12 protein-coding genes are annotated in these 22,755 nt (G+C 34.8%); 8 read left to right on the forward strand and 4 right to left on the reverse strand.

Annotation, left to right across the window (positions count from 1 at the left end; genetic code table 11):
* A complete protein-coding gene (gene pheT / locus ABWU52_RS06790) occupies positions 1-2,340 on the forward strand; it encodes a phenylalanine--tRNA ligase subunit beta (protein WP_353276772.1) in 2,340 nt (779 codons plus the stop codon).
* Here the strand turns inward: pheT and ABWU52_RS06795 are convergent.
* The 3 genes from ABWU52_RS06795 to miaB all read right to left on the reverse strand — a co-directional run bounded on the left by ABWU52_RS06795 (position 2,337) and on the right by miaB (position 10,059).
* Positions 2,337-5,027, reverse strand: coding sequence for a hypothetical protein (locus tag ABWU52_RS06795; RefSeq protein ID WP_353276774.1), 2,691 nt, complete (start codon positions 5,025-5,027; stop codon positions 2,337-2,339). The two genes, pheT and ABWU52_RS06795, sit on opposite strands and share 4 nt — an antisense overlap.
* 43 nt (positions 5,028-5,070) lie before the next feature.
* Positions 5,071-8,301, reverse strand: coding sequence for an isoleucine--tRNA ligase (ileS, locus tag ABWU52_RS06800; protein ID WP_353276776.1), 3,231 nt, complete (start codon positions 8,299-8,301; stop codon positions 5,071-5,073).
* Between the two features lie 435 nt (positions 8,302-8,736).
* Positions 8,737-10,059, reverse strand: coding sequence for a tRNA (N6-isopentenyl adenosine(37)-C2)-methylthiotransferase MiaB (miaB, locus tag ABWU52_RS06805; protein WP_353276778.1), 1,323 nt, complete (start codon positions 10,057-10,059; stop codon positions 8,737-8,739).
* Between the two features lie 659 nt (positions 10,060-10,718).
* Between miaB and recJ the strand changes: the two genes are divergently transcribed.
* Positions 10,719-12,458, forward strand: coding sequence for a single-stranded-DNA-specific exonuclease RecJ (recJ, locus tag ABWU52_RS06810; RefSeq protein WP_353276780.1), 1,740 nt, complete (start codon positions 10,719-10,721; stop codon positions 12,456-12,458).
* Positions 12,459-12,476: 18 nt separating this feature from the next.
* On the opposite strand, the gene ABWU52_RS06815 is transcribed toward recJ, so the two are convergent.
* A complete protein-coding gene (locus ABWU52_RS06815; RefSeq protein ID WP_353276782.1) occupies positions 12,477-13,649 on the reverse strand; it encodes an NADH-quinone oxidoreductase subunit D in 1,173 nt (390 codons plus the stop codon).
* A 264-nt stretch (positions 13,650-13,913) separates the two neighbouring features.
* Between ABWU52_RS06815 and ABWU52_RS06820 the strand changes: the two genes are divergently transcribed.
* The 6 genes from ABWU52_RS06820 (at position 13,914) to ABWU52_RS06845 (ending at position 22,645) form a co-directional block, all read left to right on the forward strand.
* Positions 13,914-14,435: a cytochrome b gene (locus tag ABWU52_RS06820; RefSeq protein WP_353276784.1), complete on the forward strand. Its 522-nt coding sequence runs from the start codon at positions 13,914-13,916 to the stop codon at positions 14,433-14,435.
* A 5-nt stretch (positions 14,436-14,440) separates the two neighbouring features.
* Positions 14,441-15,436: an NAD(P)H-dependent flavin oxidoreductase gene (locus ABWU52_RS06825; RefSeq protein WP_353276785.1), complete on the forward strand. Its 996-nt coding sequence runs from the start codon at positions 14,441-14,443 to the stop codon at positions 15,434-15,436.
* A gap of 132 nt (positions 15,437-15,568) precedes the next feature.
* A complete protein-coding gene (locus tag ABWU52_RS06830; RefSeq protein WP_353276787.1) occupies positions 15,569-16,957 on the forward strand; it encodes a DUF350 domain-containing protein in 1,389 nt (462 codons plus the stop codon).
* 104 nt (positions 16,958-17,061) lie between these two features.
* Positions 17,062-17,427 carry a hypothetical protein gene (locus ABWU52_RS06835; RefSeq protein WP_226079535.1) on the forward strand — a complete coding sequence of 122 codons (366 nt, stop codon included), beginning with the start codon at positions 17,062-17,064 and terminating at the stop codon, positions 17,425-17,427.
* A gap of 51 nt (positions 17,428-17,478) precedes the next feature.
* Complete coding sequence (locus ABWU52_RS06840) at positions 17,479-19,833, forward strand: type VI secretion protein (protein WP_353276789.1); 2,355 nt, start codon at positions 17,479-17,481, stop codon at positions 19,831-19,833.
* Positions 19,814-22,645 carry a hypothetical protein gene (locus ABWU52_RS06845; protein ID WP_353276791.1) on the forward strand — a complete coding sequence of 944 codons (2,832 nt, stop codon included), beginning with the start codon at positions 19,814-19,816 and terminating at the stop codon, positions 22,643-22,645. Before ABWU52_RS06840 ends, ABWU52_RS06845 begins: the two co-directional genes overlap by 20 nt.
* The last annotated feature ends 110 nt before the right edge of the window (positions 22,646-22,755 follow it).

Genomic DNA, 22,755 nt, shown 5'->3' on the forward strand with positions numbered 1-22,755 from the left:
ATGAAGTTCACATTATCTTGGTTATTAGAGTACTTAGAAACCAATGCTAGTTTAGAGGAAATTACTGATAAATTAACTCACATAGGGTTAGAAGTAGAAGATGTGATCGACAATACCAAATTGGCCGGGTTTATTGTTGCAAAAGTACTAGAAGTTGCACCTCATCCAAATGCCGATAAATTAAAACTATGTAAAGTAGATAATGGAAGTAAGGCTCTACAGATAGTCTGTGGAGCAGAAAATGTTAGAGAAGGCATGAAGACTGTACTTGCATCTCTTGGTAGCACATTGCCAAAAAGTGATTTCACAATTAAGCCTGCAAAAATACGAGGAGTGCTAAGTGAAGGAATGCTTTGTTCTGCTTTCGAACTTGCGTTGACTCAAAATGAAAGTGAAGGAATAATTGAGCTTTCTGACGACTATAAAGTAGGGGATAAATTTTTTAATTGCGATCCTGTAATTGACATAAACATCACTCCAGATCGTGGAGATTGCTTAGGCTTATATGGAATAGCTCGAGATTTAGCAGCAACTGGAATTGGAATGTTAAAGGCTTTAAGCATTCCACAACTTACCTGCTCTATAAATTCACCAGTAAACGTCAAAGTTACCGACGGGGAGAGCTTTATTAGTGGAATATACATCACCAATGTAAAAAATAGAGAGAGCCCAAAATGGTTAAAAGATAAATTGGAATCTATAGGAATGCGCTCCATTTCTGCAATAGTTGATATTACTAATTACATCATGATATCCTTTAATCGCCCAATGCATGCATATAATGCAAAAAAAATAGAAGGAGAGCTCACAGTACGTAAAGCAAACGATGGAGAAAAATTTATTGGTTTAAATGATAAAGAATACTCATTAAATAAAGACATAAGTGTTATTTCTGATGATAAAAATGTTCATGCAATTGCTGGAATTATAGGTAGTAAGTACAGTGAATGCACTCTTGAGACTACTGATATTTTTTTAGAGTCTACTTGGTTTGATCCTATCTCTATCACTAAATCTTCAAGGCAACTAGGCATCTCCACAGACTCAAGTTACAGGTTTGCACGTTCAGTTGACCATGATTTTACCTTTGATGGACTCAATCTTGCAGCCAAAATGATTTTGGCTTTATGTGGTGGAGAAGTGTCAAGTGTAGTGTCTACTGGTAATCTGAATAAGGCTGATACCAAGATAAATTTCGATTATCAAGATGTAAACAAACTTGGAAGTGTATCTGCATCACCTGATGAATTATTCAATATTCTAACAAAATTAGGGTTTAGTATTGATAAAAGAACTGAAAATAATTGGAGTGTACATGTACCAAGCTGGAGGCCAGACGTAACTATACCTACTGACCTAGTTGAAGAGGTAGTAAGAATATACGGCTATGATAAAATAAAGGAAGAACCACTAGCAGAAAACGTTACAGTAGAAGCAAATACACAAGATGATTTACGCATTTTAATGGCAAGCAGAGGCTTTCATGAAGTGATAACTTGGTCTTTTATGAGTGAATCAATAGCTGAAAAGTTTGGTTACTTGAATAAATTATTTATTATCGACAACCCATTTAATAATGACTTTAATATAATGAGACCAAGCATCATACCAAATTTGTTGAAAGTTACTGCAGATAATACTGCCCATGGTACACCTGATTGTGCAATTTTTGAAATTGGGCCAATTTATAATAACGAAGCTCAATCTAAGTACGTTTTAAGTGGAATTAGATCAGGAAATAATTCGCCGAAAAACCACTATAACACTGATAGAAAAATAGATATTTTTGACGCAAAGGCTGACCTCATAACAGCTTTGGAACTTTTTAATGTCAATTGTGATAATTTAGCAATAGAGAGAGCAGAAAAAGAATATTATCACCCAGGAAAATCAGGCTCCTTATCTTTTAGAAGTAAAATAGTTGGTTATTTTGGAGAATTGCATCCAAGTATATTGGATTTTTTTAACATCAAACAAAAAATTGTAGGCTTTGAGTTGATATTAGAAAATATCGAAAATTTACCTATAAGTAGAAAAAAATTTATCAATTATAAATATCAAAGTGTAAAACGCGATTTTGCGTTTATTGTAAATAAAGATATAGAAGCAGGTAGTATAATCAATATGGTGAAAAAAAGCTCAGAGCTCATCACAGAAGTTTTGATATTTGATGTATATCATGGAAACAATATAGAATCGAATAAGATGTCTATAGCATTTTCAGTTACTTTCTGCTCTCCAACTCACACTTTAACTGAAGAGGAAATCCAAAAAGAATCAAATATGATAGTCAACTTAGTGTGTGAAAATACTGAAGGAACTTTGAGAGCTCATCATTAAGCCGTAATCGCCGTTTCCGGATTTTGCTGTGTCACGTTTACTTCATCCAATTTATTCCCTATCTTGAATTCAATATCCTTGAAAAACCTATCCCACATTCCATGCAAATGCTCTTCTACTTTAGGCCATACATCATTTTTAAATGTCGTTCCATCATCAGAAAATAAATTACCAAAAAAAACTCCTACTTCCTCATAACTTGATTGAAAATGTTGAAGAAATGTTTCCACTTCCTTATGAGTATCATGTGCCACACTCAACGCTTTTCCTTCTGTGCTCTTATTCCCACGCATTGCAACGGCAAGACCTGTTTGAATATATCCCAAGCCTGTCCTAATAGCTTTTATAGGCTGCAGCCATGAACTCTTATCACTTTTTGGTACATTATTTACTATATTTTCCACCAACCTATTTATTAAAGGAGACAATAAATCTTGACAAAAATGTTTGATATTGTCTTTTGTCTTAATCACAGGACTTTTTATGCACTTTTCTGCCAAATAGTACTCAAATCCTGCTCTCTCTAGTAACTTCTTAATTGCTTCTTCATCAAAAATTTCATGCTCGAATGCTTTAAGTAAATCATCTTCTATTATTGCAAACTTTATTTTTTCGCGAGATTCCAGTTCTTCTCTATAATCATTTTTTGTTTCTTCATTTATCAATAATCCTTTTTCTTCCAATTTCAACTGTTCTAATGCTTTTAGAATTTCTTTGTTATTTTTCAAGTGCTTCTGTATTAATTTCGTATTTGGATGCCCTTCCCCTTTTCTATTCCACTCATCTTCTAAGTACTTATTTAAATCCTTACTCCCTTCTATTATTTTTCTCAATAGCATAGGTTGTTCAGGTCTTTTTAAGTATTTTTCAATTCTCACTCGATGTGAATTAATCTTTTCTACTAGATCTGGTGCCTCCCTTTCTAATAACTTACATGAATTCTCTATACCCTTTGCTTGACTTTTAAACAAATCTTGCGTTTTACGTTTCGTTATTTCTAAATACATCTTTGCTATAGAAGCATTCACTTTACCTGAAGCTTCTTCTAAACTTTCCCCATTCAAAGGACCTTTTATCTCCTCTTCTAAATCTCGAAATTGGTCTATTAAGCTTAGTATTCCTAACAGGCCTAACTCATCCTTAGCTTTTTTCATTACTGATTCTACTAGCCTTCGCTCAACTTCTTGATCACCATACTCGAACTTAAAAAGACCTTCTAATTTCCTTTTTAAATCATCATCTGTTAAGTTATTTTTTCCTTCATCATATATTGCTTTCAATTTTTCATGTATCCCAGTATATCTTTCCTGTCCTTGTTTTTTTAAATCTTCAATTCTTTTTTTAGCATCATTTAGAGCTTCCTCTGTTTTTCCAGGATCTGTATCTTTATAAACATCAATTATTGCTTTTTTAGCTATTTTCCCTTCTTGTATAAGCCGTTCCCATTCTGCTTTAAATACAGGAAGCTCACTATCTTCTAAGATATCTGGCACTTTTGCTCCTGCTTTTTTTAGATCTTTTATTATAATCTCTTTTTCAACTGGTAATTCCTTACCTTGACTTTCTAATTTCTGTTTCACTAAAGTATTTTTTAGCTCATCTTCCAGTGAAAAATCTTCTCCCCGTCTATTTTGCTGAAACTTAATTGCTTGTATAAAGGCAACTTGATAAGCATTTTCTATTAAGTGAGTTGTCAACTTAGAATCTATGCTACTCACCACTTTCAGCCTGAATTCACTCAATAATTCCTTCAGTTTATCATGTGTAATATCTTTCTTTTCTAGCTTCATCAGCTCTTCCATAGTTCTTGCGCATTCTTGAATTGAAGTTGCAATTACACTTGCGATCTCATTACGCAAGGGCTGAAGACCATTTTTTAAATCGACACCAGTTGACAATTTCAGTATGGCATTACGTTCTGAATCCTGTATCACATTAAACCATTTGCCATTTTCACTTTGGCATAAATCTCTCAGTAATTGTTTAAATTGTGGTGGAAACTTTATTTCCATATCATATGTAATGCTTGTTCTAGAAACTTTCGTTTCATGAAAAGATACCTCTATATTTTGGTGCTTATTAGAATACTGCCCCATACTTATTTTAAGAGCAGTAACTAAAGAGTGAGATAAATCTCTATTTAAAAGATAAAAAGTAGCCAAAGCAACTGTTGCAGGAACGATTAAGACTACAAGCACAGTCACATTAACAAAAATTGCCATTGCAGCAAGAGCGCCATATGCCAATCTTTTTGGCACACCTGTTTCACTCTTTTTTGTCTTATCTTCCACTACACCTTCTTGTGTCTTGCTATTTGCTTTAAATCTACTGTATATGACTAACCCCAGTGCAGTAAAAGCAATATAAGGGAGCATTAAAACTGACAGAGCTAAATTTAATATTTTCTTCTCTGGGCAAGCTATGTTTATCTCTTTCAATATTTCGCTTGACATATTATACCAGGAGGTAAAAAAGTCAGAATTATAATCTTTATAATGAAATATACTGAGTGGAACATTAAAAGCAGCTATTTGTTTAATTAACCAATCCTGCTTACTTACAGCATCAAAAAACTCTTCTTCCTCTTCCAAAGCAACATTGGAAACAGATTGTACTTTATCTAAACCATCACTATTGTTATTTAAATCAACAATTTCTTTATGGCTATCTGTAACAACTTGATTCATATCACACCCTACTTAAAGCAATTTAAGTATAGCATAAACATTACTAACTTTGCAACTTTATTAACTTAATACCAACTGTCAAACCTTGGTATTCCTTAAAATAGAAATCGGCCTCGATCTCTTTATTAGTGTCCAAAGATAAGGCAAGGGTCTGCTCTTTTATATATTTATTCCATGTAGTTATTGCTTCCTTAATTTTTTCATCTTCTGTTTTGATTATTACTCTGATTCTATCTGATATATGAAAATCAGCTTTTTTTCTAGTTTCTTGAATAAGCCTCACAACATCTCTTGCGAGTCCTTCTAGAATTAGTTCGTCATTGAGCTCAGTGCTCAGAACAACAATCCCTTTATTGTTATCAAATACAGAAGAATATTCACTGTTTGCTTTTAACAATAGTTCATATTCACCTTTTTCTATAGTATAGTTCTCTGTTTCATCCCCCAGAAATATCTGCTCATTTTCAACTTGTTTCCACTTTCCTTCTTTGACATATTGAACTAGTTTCTTGATTTTATCTGGAATCTTCTTGCCAAGTAGAGGGAAATTTAGTTTCAGCTCTAGTGATGCAATATCTTCAAGTCTATTTACTAATTCTAATTTTTTTACATTTACCTCATCTTTTATCATCTCTTGGTATTCATTTGAGTCTGCAGTACACTGGATCCCAGTGTCACGCACTGGGATGACAGAAAACGGCTCACCTTCAAGAAAACTACAGAAAGACTGATGGTAGATAGTCATACTGCCAAGTGGCTGCCTGATGCGCATGTTAAACGTATTTCTGATGGATAATGCAGAGTTACATATCTCTCTTACCAAATCCATCTTGGCAATGAGCTGACTATTATATCTATCTGATTGTGGAAAATCAGCCAAATGAACAGATATTTCTTCATACCTAAGCCCCTGCCATATAGTCTCTGTTATCAGTGGCAACAAAGGAGCTGCAGCCCGAAGTATGTAATAAAAAACCGTATATAGAACATTATAAGCATCAGTTTTATCCTGATCACAATCACTTTTCCAAAAACGCTCGCGATTGCGACGAATATACCAATTATTTAGTACTTCAAAAAAATCTGTCAGGATTTTGCAAGCTTCCTGAGAGTTATAGTTGTTCATAGAAGCTTGCATACCTTCCACAACTTCAAAACATTTTGAAATCATGTAGCAATCAATAGTATTCTGATAATCCCTACAAATCTCAGCTTTAATTCCATCTGCATTTGCATACATAGTAAAAAAGTGATAACTGTTCCAAATAGGTTTTATTACGTTTTTCAGAACATCTCGTATCGAATTTCCTTCTTTATCGAGTAGTAAATTGCCACCACAAACGATGGAACCAGATAGCATAAGAAAACGCAGCGCATCGGAACCGTATTTGTCAAAAACCTCCATTGGATCTGCATAATTATTCAAACGCTTGGATAGTTTCTGCCCTTCCACATCAAGAACCACACCGTGACATATGCAGTTCTTAAATGGCTCACTGTCAAATAAAGCAGTGGAAAGCACAAAAAGCGTATAGAACCATCCTCTTGTTTGTGCTATATACTCGGTGATAAAATCTGCAGGGAAATTACTCTCAAACCACTCCTTATTTTCAAACGGATAGTGAACTTGCGCGAACGGCATCGATCCAGATTCAAACCAACAGTCAAACACATCAGGCACACGACGCATAACTGATTTTCCTGTTGGATCATCAGAATTTGGTCTTATCAAAGTATCGATAAATGGTCTGTGCAAGTCATCTATTTTAACATTAAAATCTCGCTCTAGTTCTGCTATCGAACCATACACATCCACTCTTGGATATTTTACATCGTCTGACTTCCACACAGGAATTGGCGTACCCCAAAATCGATTGCGTGAAATAGACCAGTCGTGCGCTCCTTCAAGCCATTTTCCAAATTGACCATCTCTTATATGATTTGGCATCCAATTAACTCTCTTATTTAGCTCTGTCATTCTTCCCTTAAACTTTGTCACAGCAACATACCAAGAAGGCATAGTGCGGTAGATTAAAGGAGTGTCAGTTCTCCAGCAGTGTGGATAATTGTGAATATATTGCTCAGTTTTAAACCAGCTCCCCTGCCTTTTTAATTTCTTGATTACTGTATCATTGGCATCAAAAACATGAACTCCTGCCAAATCTGAAACTTCAGTAGTAAATTTTCCAGCGTTATCAACTGGACAAACAGCTCGAATATCATGGCTTTGGCAAAGGTAAAAATCTTCTTCACCAAATCCAGGAGCAGTGTGCACAACACCAGTACCATCTTCTGCTGTAACATAATCGGCAATGAAAACACGGAACGCATTCTTTGTATCTTTAAAGTAATCAAACAGTGGTCTATAAGGAAGACCTGCAAGATCACTTGCTTTAAGTTTTATATTACAGTTTTCATATTGAATATTGCTTTGTTCACAGTGGCTGACAAATTTCTCTAAATAACTTTCAGCAAAGATGCAAACTTCACCATTTACTAACACCATACAATACTCAATACCCTCCCCTACTGCCAGTGCGAGGTTGCTTGGCAACGTCCAAGGGGTTGTAGTCCAAGCAAGCAACTTACATTTTTGTTTAAATTGCTTTGGGTTTTCTAAAAGTTCAAACGCAACAGTTACAGCCTTGCTAGCTTTTTCTCTATAAGCATTATCTAGTCTTGTTTCAAAATTAGAGAGTGGAGTTTCGCACGCCCAGCTATAGGGAACAACGCGTATTGATTCATACACCAGACCTTTATCATAAAGCTGCTTAAATGCCCACATGACCGACTCCATGAATGACTTATCCATAGTCTTATAGTCATTGTGAAAATCTACCCATCTTGCTTGTCTATTTACATACTTCTCCCATTCTGATGAAAATTTCATCACAGAAGTACGGCAATGATTATTGAATTTTTCAATGCCAAACTTCTCTATCTCAGTTCTACCAGATATTCCAAGTTCCTTTTCTGCACCCATCTCAGCTGGTAAGCCATGGCAATCCCAACCAAATCTACGTTCAACCCTTTTTTGCAGCATAGTTTGATATCTTGCAAATGCATCTTTTATAAAACCAGTAAGCAAGTGTCCGTAATGCGGAAGTCCATTTGCAAACGGAGGCCCATCATAAAATACAAAACAATGACCCTTGGAACGTTTCTTGACTGACTGCTCAAAAATTTTATTTTCCTGCCAAAATTTTATGATTTCCTTTTCTAGCAATGAAAAATCAGGACTGCTGCTTGTATCAGGATAATACTTCATATTCATTTTAACTGGATAAAATCAAAGAATATAGAGCTTTCTGGAAAATTACAAATTCAAAAACTCTGTTTCTATAAACATAGATAGGTATTGACATCATTATACAACATATTAATTCATTAGACTTATTTATTGAGGTTGAAGATGAATAAAGACAATAGAAGTTGGCCTTATCATAAATTTCATGATGCTAACAAAAATAATAGTAAAAGTAGCTTTATTTGGAAATCGCTTTCTTATGAATACAACAATTCTGGAGAGATTGAGAGAATACGCTATCAGTGGGAAAAGAAAAAAAATCCCGCGAATCTATTATATCAAGTCTCATATGATTGCGTAACAGAGAGCTGTAGTCCTCTAAGGATTAAATCTAGATAGCTTATAAACTTATAAAACACACAAAGTACTTCTACATGAGACCATGGGAGCACTTTTCTCTAATTAGGCAGCGCATCCCAACAAACTATTTTGCCGAGCTTCCAATATCCTTACATTTACTATTTTATCTTTGTATTTATCGTCAGGATCATCAACGCATACTGATTGCATGTATGGGCTTTTACCAATAATTTGATTTTGGTGTTTACCTTTTTTATCACTGAATAGAACAGGAATAGTTTTTCCTATCATACTCTGATTAAATTCAAGTTGTTGCTTGCTAATTAATTCCTGTAACCGAAGAAGACGCTCTGTTTTAACCTCTTCTGGTACTTGATCTTTTCTTTCCGCCCCTGGCGTTCCTGGCCTTGGGCTATATTTAAAACTATAAGCCTGAGCGTACTTTACTTTTTCTACTAACTTCATAGTTTCCTCAAAATCTTTTTCAGTTTCTCCAGGAAAACCAACAATAAAATCAGAAGAAAATTCGATTTCAGGTTTCAATTTGCGAAATCTGTCTATTATTTCCAAATACTCCTCTGCAGTGTGTTTCCTGTTCATTGCATGCAATATTTTATTCGAACCTGACTGCACAGGTAGGTGAACAAACGGCATGAGTTTTGGCTCTTCCGCATGCACCAAGTAGAGAGATTCGTGCATATCTCTTGGATGAGAAGTTGTGTAGCGGATTCTTTCTAGGTTTTCAATTTTAGCAATGTGACTAATTAATTTTCCTAAATCCCAGACCTCTTCTTCGCACTCTCCATGATAAGCATTAACATTTTGACCGAGCAAATTAATTTCCCTTGCCCCATTTGCAACTAACTTCAATATTTCACGGAATATTTCATTTATTGGTCGTGAATACTCAGCCCCGCGAGTATATGGCACCACACAAAACGTACAAAATTTATCACAACCTTCTTGTATGGCAAGAAACGCAGAAGACCCCTGGCTATTGCCATAGCATTCATCTGGCAATTTATCAAACTTCGCAACTTCTGGAAAATCAGTATTTATTACATGACCTTTACTTCTGCTTGCTTTGACTATTAACTCCGGTAAAGCAGCGATACTCTGCGGACCAACAACAATATCAACAAAAGGAGCCCTTCTGAACACTTCTTCTCCCTCTGCTTGAGCCACACACCCGGCCACCACTATAGTAATTTCCTTATTTTTTTGTGATGAATGGATTCTTCCAAGCTCTGAATAAAGCTTTTCTGCTGCCTTTTCTCTAATATGACAAGTATTCAATATCACCAAATCAGCTTGTTCTACATCACTAACAACGTTGAATCCTAGAGGCTTAACTATATTCTCCATTAAAATGGAGTCATAAACGTTCATCTGACAGCCGTAAGTTTTAATATATAGGCCTTTCATATTTAAAATTCTTCACACAAATTCTAGCAAATTATACGAAAAACTGAATTCTAGTACAACAGCCAATAAAGATTGCTTGACAAACCTTCTCGCTTTCCTTACCCTAACAGTAGAGGTATTTTAAGAGCTCAAAAATCTATCTCCGTCTGCAGACTTTTCAGTCAATTTCTCAATAAAAAGTGTAGCGTATCTTCTTCAGTGTATACTGTAGTATGTGCGCTGTATTTTTTTTCTAATCTTTCAGGGAGATTTTATGTCCAGAATTCCAGATACTTGACCTTTATTCTTAAGCTAAAAACCGATTGGTACCTATGGTTTTTATAAAGAAAGTGCAAAAAATACTTTAAAGAATATGAAATAAAGGTAGAAAAGGTTTGAGTAACCAAAAACTGTTTCCAGGCATAAATTTGTGATGCATACTTAAAAAGTAATTACATTAATATAATGTTCACACTTATATGCCAACATAGATATAATACTAATTAAAGAGCATGTTATGCAAGAAGAAGTATTAGATTTTACAGATGCTCTTTGTCAAAATAAATGTGATTCCTTTCGAGTGACACTCTCTTATATCCTTCTTTAGGTTATATAGAAGTCTAACACAATTATAGAACAAGCTTAAAAGTTCTGGTAAAGTAGTTTTATTTATAAAGAGCATGCTACTTGATATTGAAAAACGCAGCATAACAAATGCACTGTGGAAGTTACAAGAAGCAGATCAAAGGGAGATTTTTACTCTTATACAGAGATTTGAGTTGCCAGAAATATTAGCAAGAATATTAGTTGCTCGTGGTGTTAACATAGAAAATGCACATGACTTCTTACACCCACTAATCAGATCGCTATTACCAGATCCCTTTCACCTCCTTGATATGGATAAAGCTGTTTCTCGCATAATAAAAGCAATAAACAATAATGAGAATATTGCAATATTTGGTGATTACGATGTTGATGGTGCAACGTCATCAGCATTGATTAATAGGTACCTAAGAGCGATTGGGACACACTCTATAATCTATATTCCAGATCGTGTTGATGAGGGCTATGGATTGAACACAGATGCTTTATTACAACTTAAAAAGAATGGTATTGATTTATGTATTTCTGTTGATTGCGGTACGCTTGCATATCAACCAATAGAAGAGGCAAGGGTTTTTGGACTTGATATTATAGTTATCGATCATCACCTTGGTATAGAAAAATTACCAAGTGCTGTAGCAGTTGTTAATCCCAACCGCCTTGATGAGAGCTCTCCTTATAATAACTTAGCAGCAGTTGGAGTGTCATTTCTGCTAATTGTTGCTCTTAACAGAAGCCTACGTGAGCAAGGATTTTTTACCAACAAAAAAGAACCAGATTTATTTGATCTACTGGATTTGGTTGCTCTTGGAACTGTTTGCGATGTTATGCAGATTACAGGCCTAAATAGGGCTTTTGTTTTACAAGGATTAAAAGTTATGTCAGCAAGAAAAAATGTTGGCTTACGTGTTTTGTTTGACGCTTTGGGAATCCTTGAAAAACCAAGTGTTTCACGATTAGGGTTTAGTATTGGGCCATGTATAAATGCCGGAGGAAGAATTGGAGAAGCATCGCTCGGTGCAAGGTTGCTTTCCACTGATGATGAAGAAAAGGCGCATTCAATCGCGCTAAAACTAATAGATTTGAATAATGCAAGAAAAATGCTAGAAAATGAGGCTATTTTGGAAGCTACAACACAAGCGGAAAATTTTGCCCACTTAGGTGTAAATTTTATAATGGTAAGTGGTAATTGGCACCAGGGAATAATTGGTATCATTGCATCAAGACTAAAAGAGCAGTTTCACTTACCAACGATAGTGATATCTTTAAACAATGGAATAGGAAAAGCAAGCTGTAGGTCAATTTCTGGAGTAGATATTGGTGCTGCGGTTCTTTCTGCAAAATTTACCAACCTAATCATTGAAGGTGGTGGTCACAGTATGGCAGCAGGATTTTCGATTGAAGAAGATAAAATAAGTGATCTACATGATTTTTTTACTGAAAGATTTGCAAACTCCACAAACGATAAAACTATAAAAGCTGATGGTATAGTAACAGCTAAAGCAATAAACTTATCCCTTTGGAATCAACTGCAGCGCTTAGAGCCATTTGGTGTTGGCAATCCTGAACCGAGATTCATCATTCAAGGAGCAAAGATAAGAAAGCCGGAAGTTATAGGAGTTGACCATATAAAATGTTTTATTGCTGACGATAATGTTATGGTCAAAGCTATTGCGTTTCGCTGTGCAAATACTGAGCTTGGCTCTGCTATTATGCAGGGTAATGTTAAAGCCATTTTGGGTAAAATCTCTATGAATTACTGGAATGGCAATGAATTTATACAATTTATGATAGAAGATGTCTTAACCATTAGTTAAGTTACTATTTTAAAATAATTACCTATCAATCTCACCAAAGACTATGTCGAGTGAACCGACAATTGCTGCAATGTCAGCAAGCATGTGTCCTTTTGCCATGAAATCTAAGGCCTGTAAATGCGCAAAGCCAGGTGCTCTTATTCGACATCTATAAGGTCTATTGGTACCATCTGAAACTATATATACTCCAAACTCACCTTTTGGCGCTTCAACAGCCACATATGCCTCACCTTCTGGCACATGATATCCTTCTGAATAAAGCTTAAAATGATGAATCATAGCCTCCATAGATTCTTTCATTTCTGCTCTTGGCGGTGGAGAAATTTTTCTATCTTCAGTTTTTATTGGCCCTTTAGGAATTTTCTCTATGCATTGCTTCACCAAGCTAATAGATTGCCTAATCTCTGCCATTCTTACTAAATAACGGTCATAACAGTCACCATTTTGGCCGATAGGTACATCAAAATCTAACTGATCATATATCTCATATGGCTGGCTTTTTCGCAAGTCCCAAGCAAGTCCAGCAGCACGGAGCATTGGTCCACTAAAGCCCCAATCAAGCGCCTGTTTTATCGATATTTCACTAATTCCTACAGTGCGTTGCTTCCATATCCTATTTTCTGTTAGAAGCTCATCAACATCATCTATATACTTTGGAAACTGCTCTATAAATTTTGCAATATCTTCAATCAAACCTTCTGGGATATCTGCTGCAAGTCCACCTGGCCTTATATAAGCTGCGTGAAATCTTGCACCTGAGGCCCTTTCATAGAACTCGAGTATTTTTTCTCTCTCTTCAAAGAGCCATAAAAGAGGAGTCATCGCCCCAACATCAAGTGCTTGGGAAGAGATATTTAGTAAATGATTTAGTATTCTTGTCAGCTCACAAAATAGAACACGCAAATATTTTGCCCTAATCGGAACTTCGCACTGCAATAATTTCTCTACACATAACGAATATGCATGCTCTTGTGACATTGGTGACACATAATCAAGGCGGTCAAAATAAGGCAGAGCTTGAAGATACGTTTTATGTTCTATTAACTTCTCAGTGCCGCGATGCAAAAGTCCAATGTGGGGATCTGCCCTCTCGATCACTTCACCATCCATTTCTAAAACAAGACGTAGCACCCCATGTGCAGCTGGGTGCTGAGGGCCAAAGTTTAGCATCATTGTCTTTAGATCTGGCATGTTTGGAAGTTTAAGATATTAAAATTGTATAGGGTAAAATGTGCTTAAAGTCAAGAGGCTTCTTGTACAAGCTATAACTCATCGTTACAATAGAAAAACTCTCAAAAACTTCACCACTTCTTCATGATCTGATAGACAATGTTTATGTGTCACATACAATTATTGCACTTATGTTGATCAAGGCAGCGAAATTATGTATAGATAATTTTGATTGAGAAATAGTTTTTCTACTATATAAATTCTACTTTAGAGTAATCAAAATTAATGAAAGACAATAAATATAGTTTAGGTTTAAGGATCATTCATTGGTTAATGTCTGCTCTTATTATTGGTATGCTTTGTTCTGGACTGTACATGAAAAGTTTGCCGATTAGCAGTGAAATTAAATTCAGCATATACGCTATTCATAAGGCTTGTGGTATCACCGTTCTTGGATTAATTATAGTACGTATATTTTTTCGCGTCTTTACTTATGTTCCTCCATTACCGGCAAGTTTTTCTCGGTTCGTAATTAATGCGAGCAAAACGATACACTTTGGTTTGTATTTTTTGATGGTGCTAATGCCATTATCTGGTTATGTCATGTCTTCTGCTTCTAGTAAAGAGATCAAATATTTTGTTCATATCCCTTTGTTAATCAATGAAAACAAAGAGCTAGCTAGTGTAGCTAATCAGCTACATTCGATGCTTGCATATCTTATGATAGTCTTTATAACCTTGCATATACTTGGTGCTTTAAAACACACATTTATAGATAAACAAAACATTTTTAAACGTATGATATAGGCTATATGTTGAGCAGGCTTTGGAAGAAAGGAACGAATTTTCTCGGTAGTGAGTTTGCAGTAATGGGTGGTGCTATGAGCTGGGTTTCAGAGAGAAATTTAGTTTCAGCAATCTCAAATGCCGGTGGTTTTGGTGTAATTGCATGTGGTGCAATGTTTCCAGACTTACTGAAAAAAGAAATCATAGAGACACAGAAATTAACTCATAAGCCATTTGGTGTCAATCTAATTACTATGCACCCAAATTTGAGTGAGTTAATAGATATATGCATTGAAACAAAAGTAAGCCATGTAGTTCTTGCTGGCGGATTACCAACAAAACCTAATATAGCAAAAATCAAGAATGCAGGCATTAAAGTTATGTGCTTTGCACCAGCATTAAGCCTTGCGAAAAGGTTAGTAAACATGGGGGTAGATGCGTTAATAATAGAAGGTATGGAAGCAGGAGGACATATCGGTCCTGTTAGCACTTCTGTTCTCGCACAAGAGATATTACCTCATTTTAAAAATGAGAAAACACCGGTGTTTGTTGCAGGTGGAATAGGAAGAGGCGAAATGATAGTGAACTACCTAGAAATGGGAGCAAGTGGCTGTCAAATAGGTACATTATTTGTCTGCACGAATGAGTCAATCGCTCACAAAAATTTTAAAGAAGTATTCATCAAATCAGCTGCGCGTAATGCTGTATCTTCTGTGCAGATTAGTGCTGATTTCCCTGTAATTCCAGTAAGGGCTATAGTTAACAAAGCAAGTGACGATTTTATGGAGCATCAAAGAGACATTATTGATAAATATCAAAATGGAGAAATCTCAAAAGAAGATGGGCAGCTTGAAATAGAAAAGTTCTGGGCTGGAGCCTTAAGAAGAGCAGTAATTGATGGAGATGTTGAAACAGGATCTTTAATGGCTGGTCAAAGTGTTGGAATGGTTGATAGAGAAAAGCCTGTAAAAGAAGTAATAGATATACTAGTTCAACAGGCAAGCAATTATGTTGAAATGTAAAATCGGTAATCAGCAAAGAAAATAGTTAGCAAATTGCTATAATTATCCGCAATAAGGCATAACTGCCCGGTTTTAATGTAAAATTAACGCTAAAGAGGTATTCATACATTTTATTTGTATGAGAGGAATGTTATGCTAGGTACTTTAAAAAAATCTAGAAGTAATGATTTACCTTATAAAATAGAAGCGCTTATTCAATCTTTGAGTAATGAAGAAGATCGTAAACTGTTCACCAATATATACAAAAAGGTCACAAAAAACACACATAATCATGGAAATCTAAAAAAGGAAGATAGAACTATCGCAAAATGCATAGAGTTGTTCAACAAAGGAGCTGATCCTAACATATTAATTAAATTAGCAAAATTACTGAGAGAGCAAGAAGAATATCAAAAATATTATAATTATTACACCGAGAAATTTCTTCCAGCATTGGAAAAAGAAGTGATAGAGTCAGAGGGATTAATGAAACCTTCAGTACTTAACAACGAAGAAAAATCATCACAAAGATCACCAACAAAAAGAGGAAAAATATTAGGAATAATTTCAAGGATTACTAATAAAAGTAGTGACAAAAATCATTCTAGTAGCGTTATTCAAAATCAAAAAGATAGACAAGGTAATGCTATGGAACTATTTAACAAACAAAGTCTTTCTGGTGAAGTTGAAATTCCCAAAAATTCAGGTATTAATCCTCTGGAAAAGGATTCTTTAGCTAAGGGTGTAAGTGGAAAAGGAACCCCTGGAATATATAATCCCTTGAGAAGTTCAGGTTATCATAGTGCTTCAACATTTCTTACATCAAAACAATCGCAAGAAAGAAAGGAGATCGCACAATCACAATTGAATAGTCAATCTGATCTTTCGATTGATAGTAAAGATTTAAAAAATGAAAAGCCTAATATAACTGTGAATGCTGTAGAAGTGCCAAGCGGTGCAAATACTTCTAAACTCAGTAGTAGTAGTGATTTAGATAGTGGAATAAATTCATCTAGCTTGGCATCAAGTAGCAGAAGGAACAGCTTAACTTCAGTAACAAGCATTTCATCTGAGGAAAGTGTACACTTAAAATTAAACCCTGCTGAGGAAGATAATAGTTTGCAACTAGAAGATGAAGGAAAAACAAAATTAGCACATCCGAACAAAACAAGACCCAAAGGCCCAAGCGGAAGAATACCCCCTTCTAAACATTATAAGAAGACTGAAGAAGGGCCTCATTGTGTGATCTCAGTGACAGGCAGTAAGGTAAAAGATACAATGCAATCCAATAATTATGAAAATAATAGTAAAATCAAAAACAAAAATCTTCACGTCGCACTTGTAACAAGTTCTGCTCTCTTAGCAATAGGGTGCATTGTTGCAGGAGCAATGACATCAGGATTAGTAGGAGCAGGACTGTTTGTGGTGGCTGCAGTGTTTGCTACAGCAGCTGCTGCTGAATTTTGTTCAAATATTCTGTCAAGTAAATTGACATCCATTAGTGTGAGTCCTCTTGTTGATAATAAAGAGCTAACACGGTGATAAAAGTTAAATATGAGTTACTTATGGTGAGCAAGTGAATTCTGTTCTTGCCTATTGATGTAAAAATTGTTACATTTGAGGAGTATCTTAAAGGTATTTAGCTGATGCATATTCAATTGGGTAGAGTTTTTGCTATTGTAGCCCTGTTAAGTTTTATCTTCATGTCATGTTCTAGCAAAGCAAGTGATGAATTGAAAAATATACCAGGAACGTTGAAAGAACTTATTTCTTCATTTTCAGTTAAAGATACTGTAGAAAATATGAGTCCCTCAACAATTATAGGTTTATGTATAGCTACAGTGATACTTGCAGTAGTGTTCAGAGGCCTAATTTTTTTCATGATAATATTTGGCGTACTGATCATGATGTTTGGAAGCACAGAAAAGGCAACAGATTACCTGAAAGAAAAATTCAACTTTGCAAAGGACATACAGTTACAATCCAATAACAAAAAAGAAGATAAGGATTAAGTAAGATAGATGATTCTTTATTATCTTTTTATTGAATACGCATGATATTATATGCAACCAAAAGTACCAGCCACTAGCTCTAATTCTGAAAAAAAGAACAATTTAGCGTTACTAGAAAGTATTAATTTAGATTTTATCCCTTATGCTTGCCACTACGATGAAGAAACTATACTAACAAAACAGGGGGAATTATTAAAAATAATCAAATTAGAAGACTATTCTTCAGTTGATAACTATGGTGATCTTAGAACTGAAATTAGAAAAAGTATATCAAAAAATATCAAGAGTTTATATTTTACCGTTTGGATTCACACTGTCCGTAAGCGCAATAAACTGAGCTTACAGTGGAATAAAACTGCAGACTTTTCCGATCAGCTACACTCAACGTGGTTTAATAAACTAGTTGATAGTAAACTACAGTATATAAATGAATTGTACATTGTGGTGTTACTTAATGATTTTGGCAAACATATTAATAATGCATTTTTTTTTGGCGGGATAAAGAATAGGCACAAGTTATTTTTACAAAAAAATCATCAAGAATTACAAAAAATAACTGACCTGATTCAAAAAGATTTAGAACCTTTTGGAGCTAAAAAACTGGGCCTTAGGTCTAGTGAAGGCAAAATATATTCTCAAATGATGGAATTTCTCCATTACATTATTACATTAACGCACAAAGATTATCCAATATGTGAAAGGGATCTATCGCAGCATGTGAAAAACCTAAAAGTAGCTTTCGGTTTCAATAAATTTCAAACATCGTTTGAAGGTCAACAGAAGTTTGGTTCTATTTTTTGCATAAAGGAATATCGAGAAATCCCCTTAGAAAATATAGATAGGTGTTTGCAACTTGACTCTGAGCTTATCATCACAGAAATAATAATATTTACTAGTAATAATAAAGCAGTAAAAGAATTTAAAAAACAAATTAATATACTGCAAATCAGTGAGGACAATACCTTACTTCAAAACTCAGGAATAAATGAAATAATAGAGCTTGAAAAAATTTCTGCGATGGATTTTTGTCAACAGAAAATTATTGTTACAATCTTTGCAGATGATAAGAATAGGTTAGCTAAAAATATCAGCGATCTATCTTCTGTAATGTCGTTAATCGGGTTGATGATGTTTAGAACTGATCTGCACATGGAAAATCATTTTTGGGCACAGCTTCCTGGAAACTTTGCTTTTGTTACACAACCAAAAAATATATTAGAAAAATATGCTTGCAGCTTTGCTATGTTGCATGATTTTACATCAGGTACGTTAAAAGGAGGAAGATGGAAAGAAGCAGTAACAGTTTTTTTTTCAAAAAAAGGCAGTCCTTACTTTTTTAACTTTCATGGAAAGAAAAATAATGGTCATACCACAATACTTGGAGCTCCAAATTCAGGTAGAACCTCACTGATCAATTTCTTACTTTCGGAATCAAGAAAATTTAACCCTAGGATTGTTATATTGGATAATACTGGAAAATCAATAATATTTACTAAAGCAGTAAGCGGCCAATATTACATAATTGATCCAAAATATAAAGATAAAAGTCTAAAATTTAACCCACTGAACATTGAAGATAGTGCTTCTAATCGCAATATGCTTGTTGAATTGATCAAAAGGATGGTTGCAGATGCAAGCTTGGTAGACGTAGAAGAAAAGACAAAAAAAATTGTAGATTCTATATTTGCTATACCAAGAGAATCGCGATCTATTTCTCAAATTTCTGAAGTGCTTTTACTTCTTGGAGGCAAAATAAGTAAATGGTGTGGTGAAGGTGAATTTGCTTACTTATTCCAAGATGGTGATGAGTCAGATATTGACTGGGGAACAAAAACTATATCCCTCAATACTGCAAATCTCACTAAGCAAAAAGAATGTATGTCCGTGATACTTTACTATTTCTTATACTCTTTCGAAGCAAAATGTGATGGCTCACCTGCAATACTTGTTTTGGATGAAGCATGGGAGATAAGTAATATTTTTCCTACAGAGGGAGAGTTTGACGACTGGATGCAAAGAATGACAAAGTTAAATGTTGTAGTAATTCTAAGTACTGAAAACTTAAACCTAGCATTTGCTAGCAAGTTTACTCAATATTTAGATAAGCATGTCGATACGAGAATCCTGATGCCGAACATAAATGCAAACAGGTTATACATGAAAGCATTTTCTCTGTCGAAAGAGGAACTGAATGTCATTTTGCAAACACCAACACAGGAAGGTTTATTTTTGATAAAGCAATACAAAGGTTTAGTAACTTTAAATCTAGATTTGAAGAATATGAAAGAAATAAATGTACTTTCAGCTAATAAAGAAACTATAAAGTATATGTATGAAGCAATAAAGGAAAAAGGCGAAAAAGTGAGTAAGTGGTTACCGGCGTTCTATGAAAAATGTAAAGCTTAATTTTTTATTGATATTCTCCTTGATATTTTGTCTTTCTTATCAAGGATATGCTGATTGTCCAACATTTGTAAAAAGTAATACTGAAATTGAAGCTACAGGAAGTAAAGCAGGAAAAGGTATTGTGAATTTTTTTAAAGGCAAGTGGAGCGATTTAGATTTTGACGAAAAATTATTGCAATTTATTAAAGTTACAGCAGTAAATAATCAGGGACCAGAAGGTTACTTCGATCCAAAGATTAAGGTCTGCGATTACGAAGGGAACGACAACTGTTATATATTATCCAGTGGAACATCCTGCCGCCAGATATATGGAACGCAGAGTACAGGAGCTGGAATTTCTGCAGCAGCTTTTATCGATTGGGAAGGAGATAAAACAAAAGCTGGAGGAGAAATTGCCCAAGGTCTTGGATGGGAATGGGCAGATGGTGTTACTGATGAAGAAAAAGTAAAATTTGCTAATGCCCCTAAAATATGCGCTTGTAGTCAAAAGGGGGCTTGTATGTCAGGAATTTCTTCATGGGACTCTAGAGTATTTTCTGGGGAAAATATTTTTCGTCCTGGAGAGATGGAAAAAGCTTGTGATACATGCTATCAAACAAAAGTAAAGTGTGCCCCTGTGCAACTTGCACCTGGCCCACCTCCATTTTGTGAACAACTTGCGATGTCACCACCACAAGTTAGAATTGTTCCTATAACAAATGAAGAAAATGATTATTTCCATCCAAGAGTTGGAGTCATTATTGGTGAGCTGAAGGAAAGAAGGGAGCTACCTTTTCCACGCGTTATTTCAAGTAATAAAAACATTCAAAGTGCTACATACTCTATTCCAGATAAAGATACCCACCATCACTTTAAAACTTATAGAAAAAAAGGTCAGCTCTGCACTGAATATTATGGTACTGAGAGAGAAGAATCTAAAAGAAAATTACAATTTCCTGCTCGCTGTTTTCCAGAACCACCTTCTCCAGAGCTTGAAGAAGTAAGCATAGCAAAGCCTGATGAGGGTAAAGGTGAAAATACATTAAAAGTAAAAATGAAGATGAGTGAGAACGTTTGCACTTATGACACACGTGGAACTCACAATAATGGAGTATGTACTTTTTATGTTAATGCGAATTCTCCTACATATGTTGGCCATCTACCTTTAAAAGTAGTAAAGCCAGCAATAGTAAAAAAAACAACTGGTAACGGTAACATAAAAAGCGATATCGATAACGTAATAGAAGGTATATTAAAAAATAATTCGCAGTTTGAAGTGCTAAAAAAGTATGGGTATGTTCCTGATATCGAAACAGAATGTAAAGAATCTCGGGATGGTAAGTGCAAGCTAGATGACTCAGGATATCCCAAAATAGAAGTAAAATATAAAGAAAATTCTAAAAGTAAAATGCTCTGTCTCTCTGGTTGGCAGCTAGAACCAGAGGAATTTGTTCTTGAAAAAGGAAGTGAGCTAATATCACTAAAGTCAATGAGAGCAAGCTATGCTAAACACAATACTGTTTACTCGAAAGAATCAAATCAATCTTATTATTTTCCTTGCAAAAAAGGGGAAATTATTGAATTAGTTGATGTTTTAGCAAAGCCACAAGATGCACTGAATGAAATAATATTCAATAAGAAAGGATATATTTCTATTCCTGAAGAAAATAAGCCTAGAGATAATTGCATGGCAAAAGAGGATAAAGAGGTAGATACAAAACAAAATTGTGACAAATGCAAAATAGTATATGAGTTAACAGATGGAAAGTATGAAGAAAAAAACTGTAATCACGGTGATGATGGTTGCCTCTGCTTTGATGGAGTGTGTAGTCGCTCAACACAGTATGTGAACAAGGACAACAAGCCTTTTTACTTAAGAGTTTCACAGGATGAAAATGAAGTTGTAAAGAAGTTAGATCATCCAATTAAAGCAAATAGAACAGAAGTCTTTTTTGCTGATAAATTATGCAGATTCGATTTAGATGGTTTAAAAAAGAGATTGCGTGAAATAATAATAGCACAATTGAAACATAAGAAGCAGATTATTGAAGACAGGGATCAAAAACTTTATGAGCTTGGAGATGGCTATACAGATGATCTGTCAATGTATGATTACGTTGAAATAGAAGCATGGGGAGGTGGTGAAGCTGGTCATATAGCTGATAAAGCTCAGTCTACAGAAAATAGACCAGGAATGCCAGGTGATTACATTAAAGCTAAACTAAAAATCAACCCCGATTATCCCTACATTAAAGTAAAAGTGACAGAAGGAGGTGGTGGACAAGAAAATGATAAATCTAACAAGGATGGGGGACCTACTTTAATAAAAATGTGCAGAGACCTTTCAGAAACAATTTGTAAAGATTTAATTACTGTTGCAGGTGGAGGTACATACAGAACCTACGGGAGAAAGAATTACAAAGATACAATAATTCATGAGCAAAATTTAAAGCTAGAAGAAGAAGTTGTAAAAGGAGATAAGTTAGACTCTAGAGAGGATAATGAAATAGCATACATAAGGAATGGTAAGATTGAGTATGAAAATGTACCAGAATGTAGTAAAAGCTACACTAATATAATATATGGTGCTGGCGGCTGCATCAACGAAAGCAGCAAAAATTATAGCAAGGGCGCTCCTGGTTATGTGAAAATTAAACCTATATTTGAGGAAATTAATGAAAAAAGAGTAAAAAAAATAGATGATGCTATTGAAAAAATGATACAAAATCCAGATGATATCACAGGTATTGATGATTCCTTAATAAATAAACTTGATAAAAAGATTATTGAGACAATTAAGAAAGAAATCGAAAACGAATTGTTAGGATCATAGTAAAAGGACCCTGATTGTTGCAAATGGGGTAAAGTTGAATTTACATCACTGAGAGTATCTGTTCAGATGCATGTCAAACCAGTGTTTCTTTTCTTGTATCTCAGTTCCCA

Origin of the sequence: Wolbachia endosymbiont (group B) of Villa cingulata (assembly GCF_964028285.1) — a bacterium.
Lineage (GTDB): Bacteria > Pseudomonadota > Alphaproteobacteria > Rickettsiales > Anaplasmataceae > Wolbachia.

Bases quoted from the DNA above. Each gene is read 5' to 3' on its own strand.
- ABWU52_RS06795 (WP_353276774.1), bottom strand. From the start codon at position 5,027: ATGAATCAAGTTGTTACAGATAGCCATAAAGAAATTGTTGATTTAAAT.
- pheT (WP_353276772.1), top strand. From the start codon at position 1: ATGAAGTTCACATTATCTTGGTTATTAGAGTACTTAGAAACCAATGCT.
- ABWU52_RS06845 (WP_353276791.1), top strand. From the start codon at position 19,814: ATGAAAAATGTAAAGCTTAATTTTTTATTGATATTCTCCTTGATATTT.
- recJ (WP_353276780.1), top strand. From the start codon at position 10,719: ATGCTACTTGATATTGAAAAACGCAGCATAACAAATGCACTGTGGAAG.
- ABWU52_RS06830 (WP_353276787.1), top strand. From the start codon at position 15,569: ATGCTAGGTACTTTAAAAAAATCTAGAAGTAATGATTTACCTTATAAA.
- miaB (WP_353276778.1), bottom strand. From the start codon at position 10,059: ATGAAAGGCCTATATATTAAAACTTACGGCTGTCAGATGAACGTTTAT.
- ABWU52_RS06820 (WP_353276784.1), top strand. From the start codon at position 13,914: ATGAAAGACAATAAATATAGTTTAGGTTTAAGGATCATTCATTGGTTA.
- ABWU52_RS06840 (WP_353276789.1), top strand. From the start codon at position 17,479: ATGCAACCAAAAGTACCAGCCACTAGCTCTAATTCTGAAAAAAAGAAC.
- ABWU52_RS06835 (WP_226079535.1), top strand. From the start codon at position 17,062: ATGCATATTCAATTGGGTAGAGTTTTTGCTATTGTAGCCCTGTTAAGT.
- ABWU52_RS06815 (WP_353276782.1), bottom strand. From the start codon at position 13,649: ATGCCAGATCTAAAGACAATGATGCTAAACTTTGGCCCTCAGCACCCA.
- ileS (WP_353276776.1), bottom strand. From the start codon at position 8,301: ATGAATATGAAGTATTATCCTGATACAAGCAGCAGTCCTGATTTTTCA.
- ABWU52_RS06825 (WP_353276785.1), top strand. From the start codon at position 14,441: ATGTTGAGCAGGCTTTGGAAGAAAGGAACGAATTTTCTCGGTAGTGAG.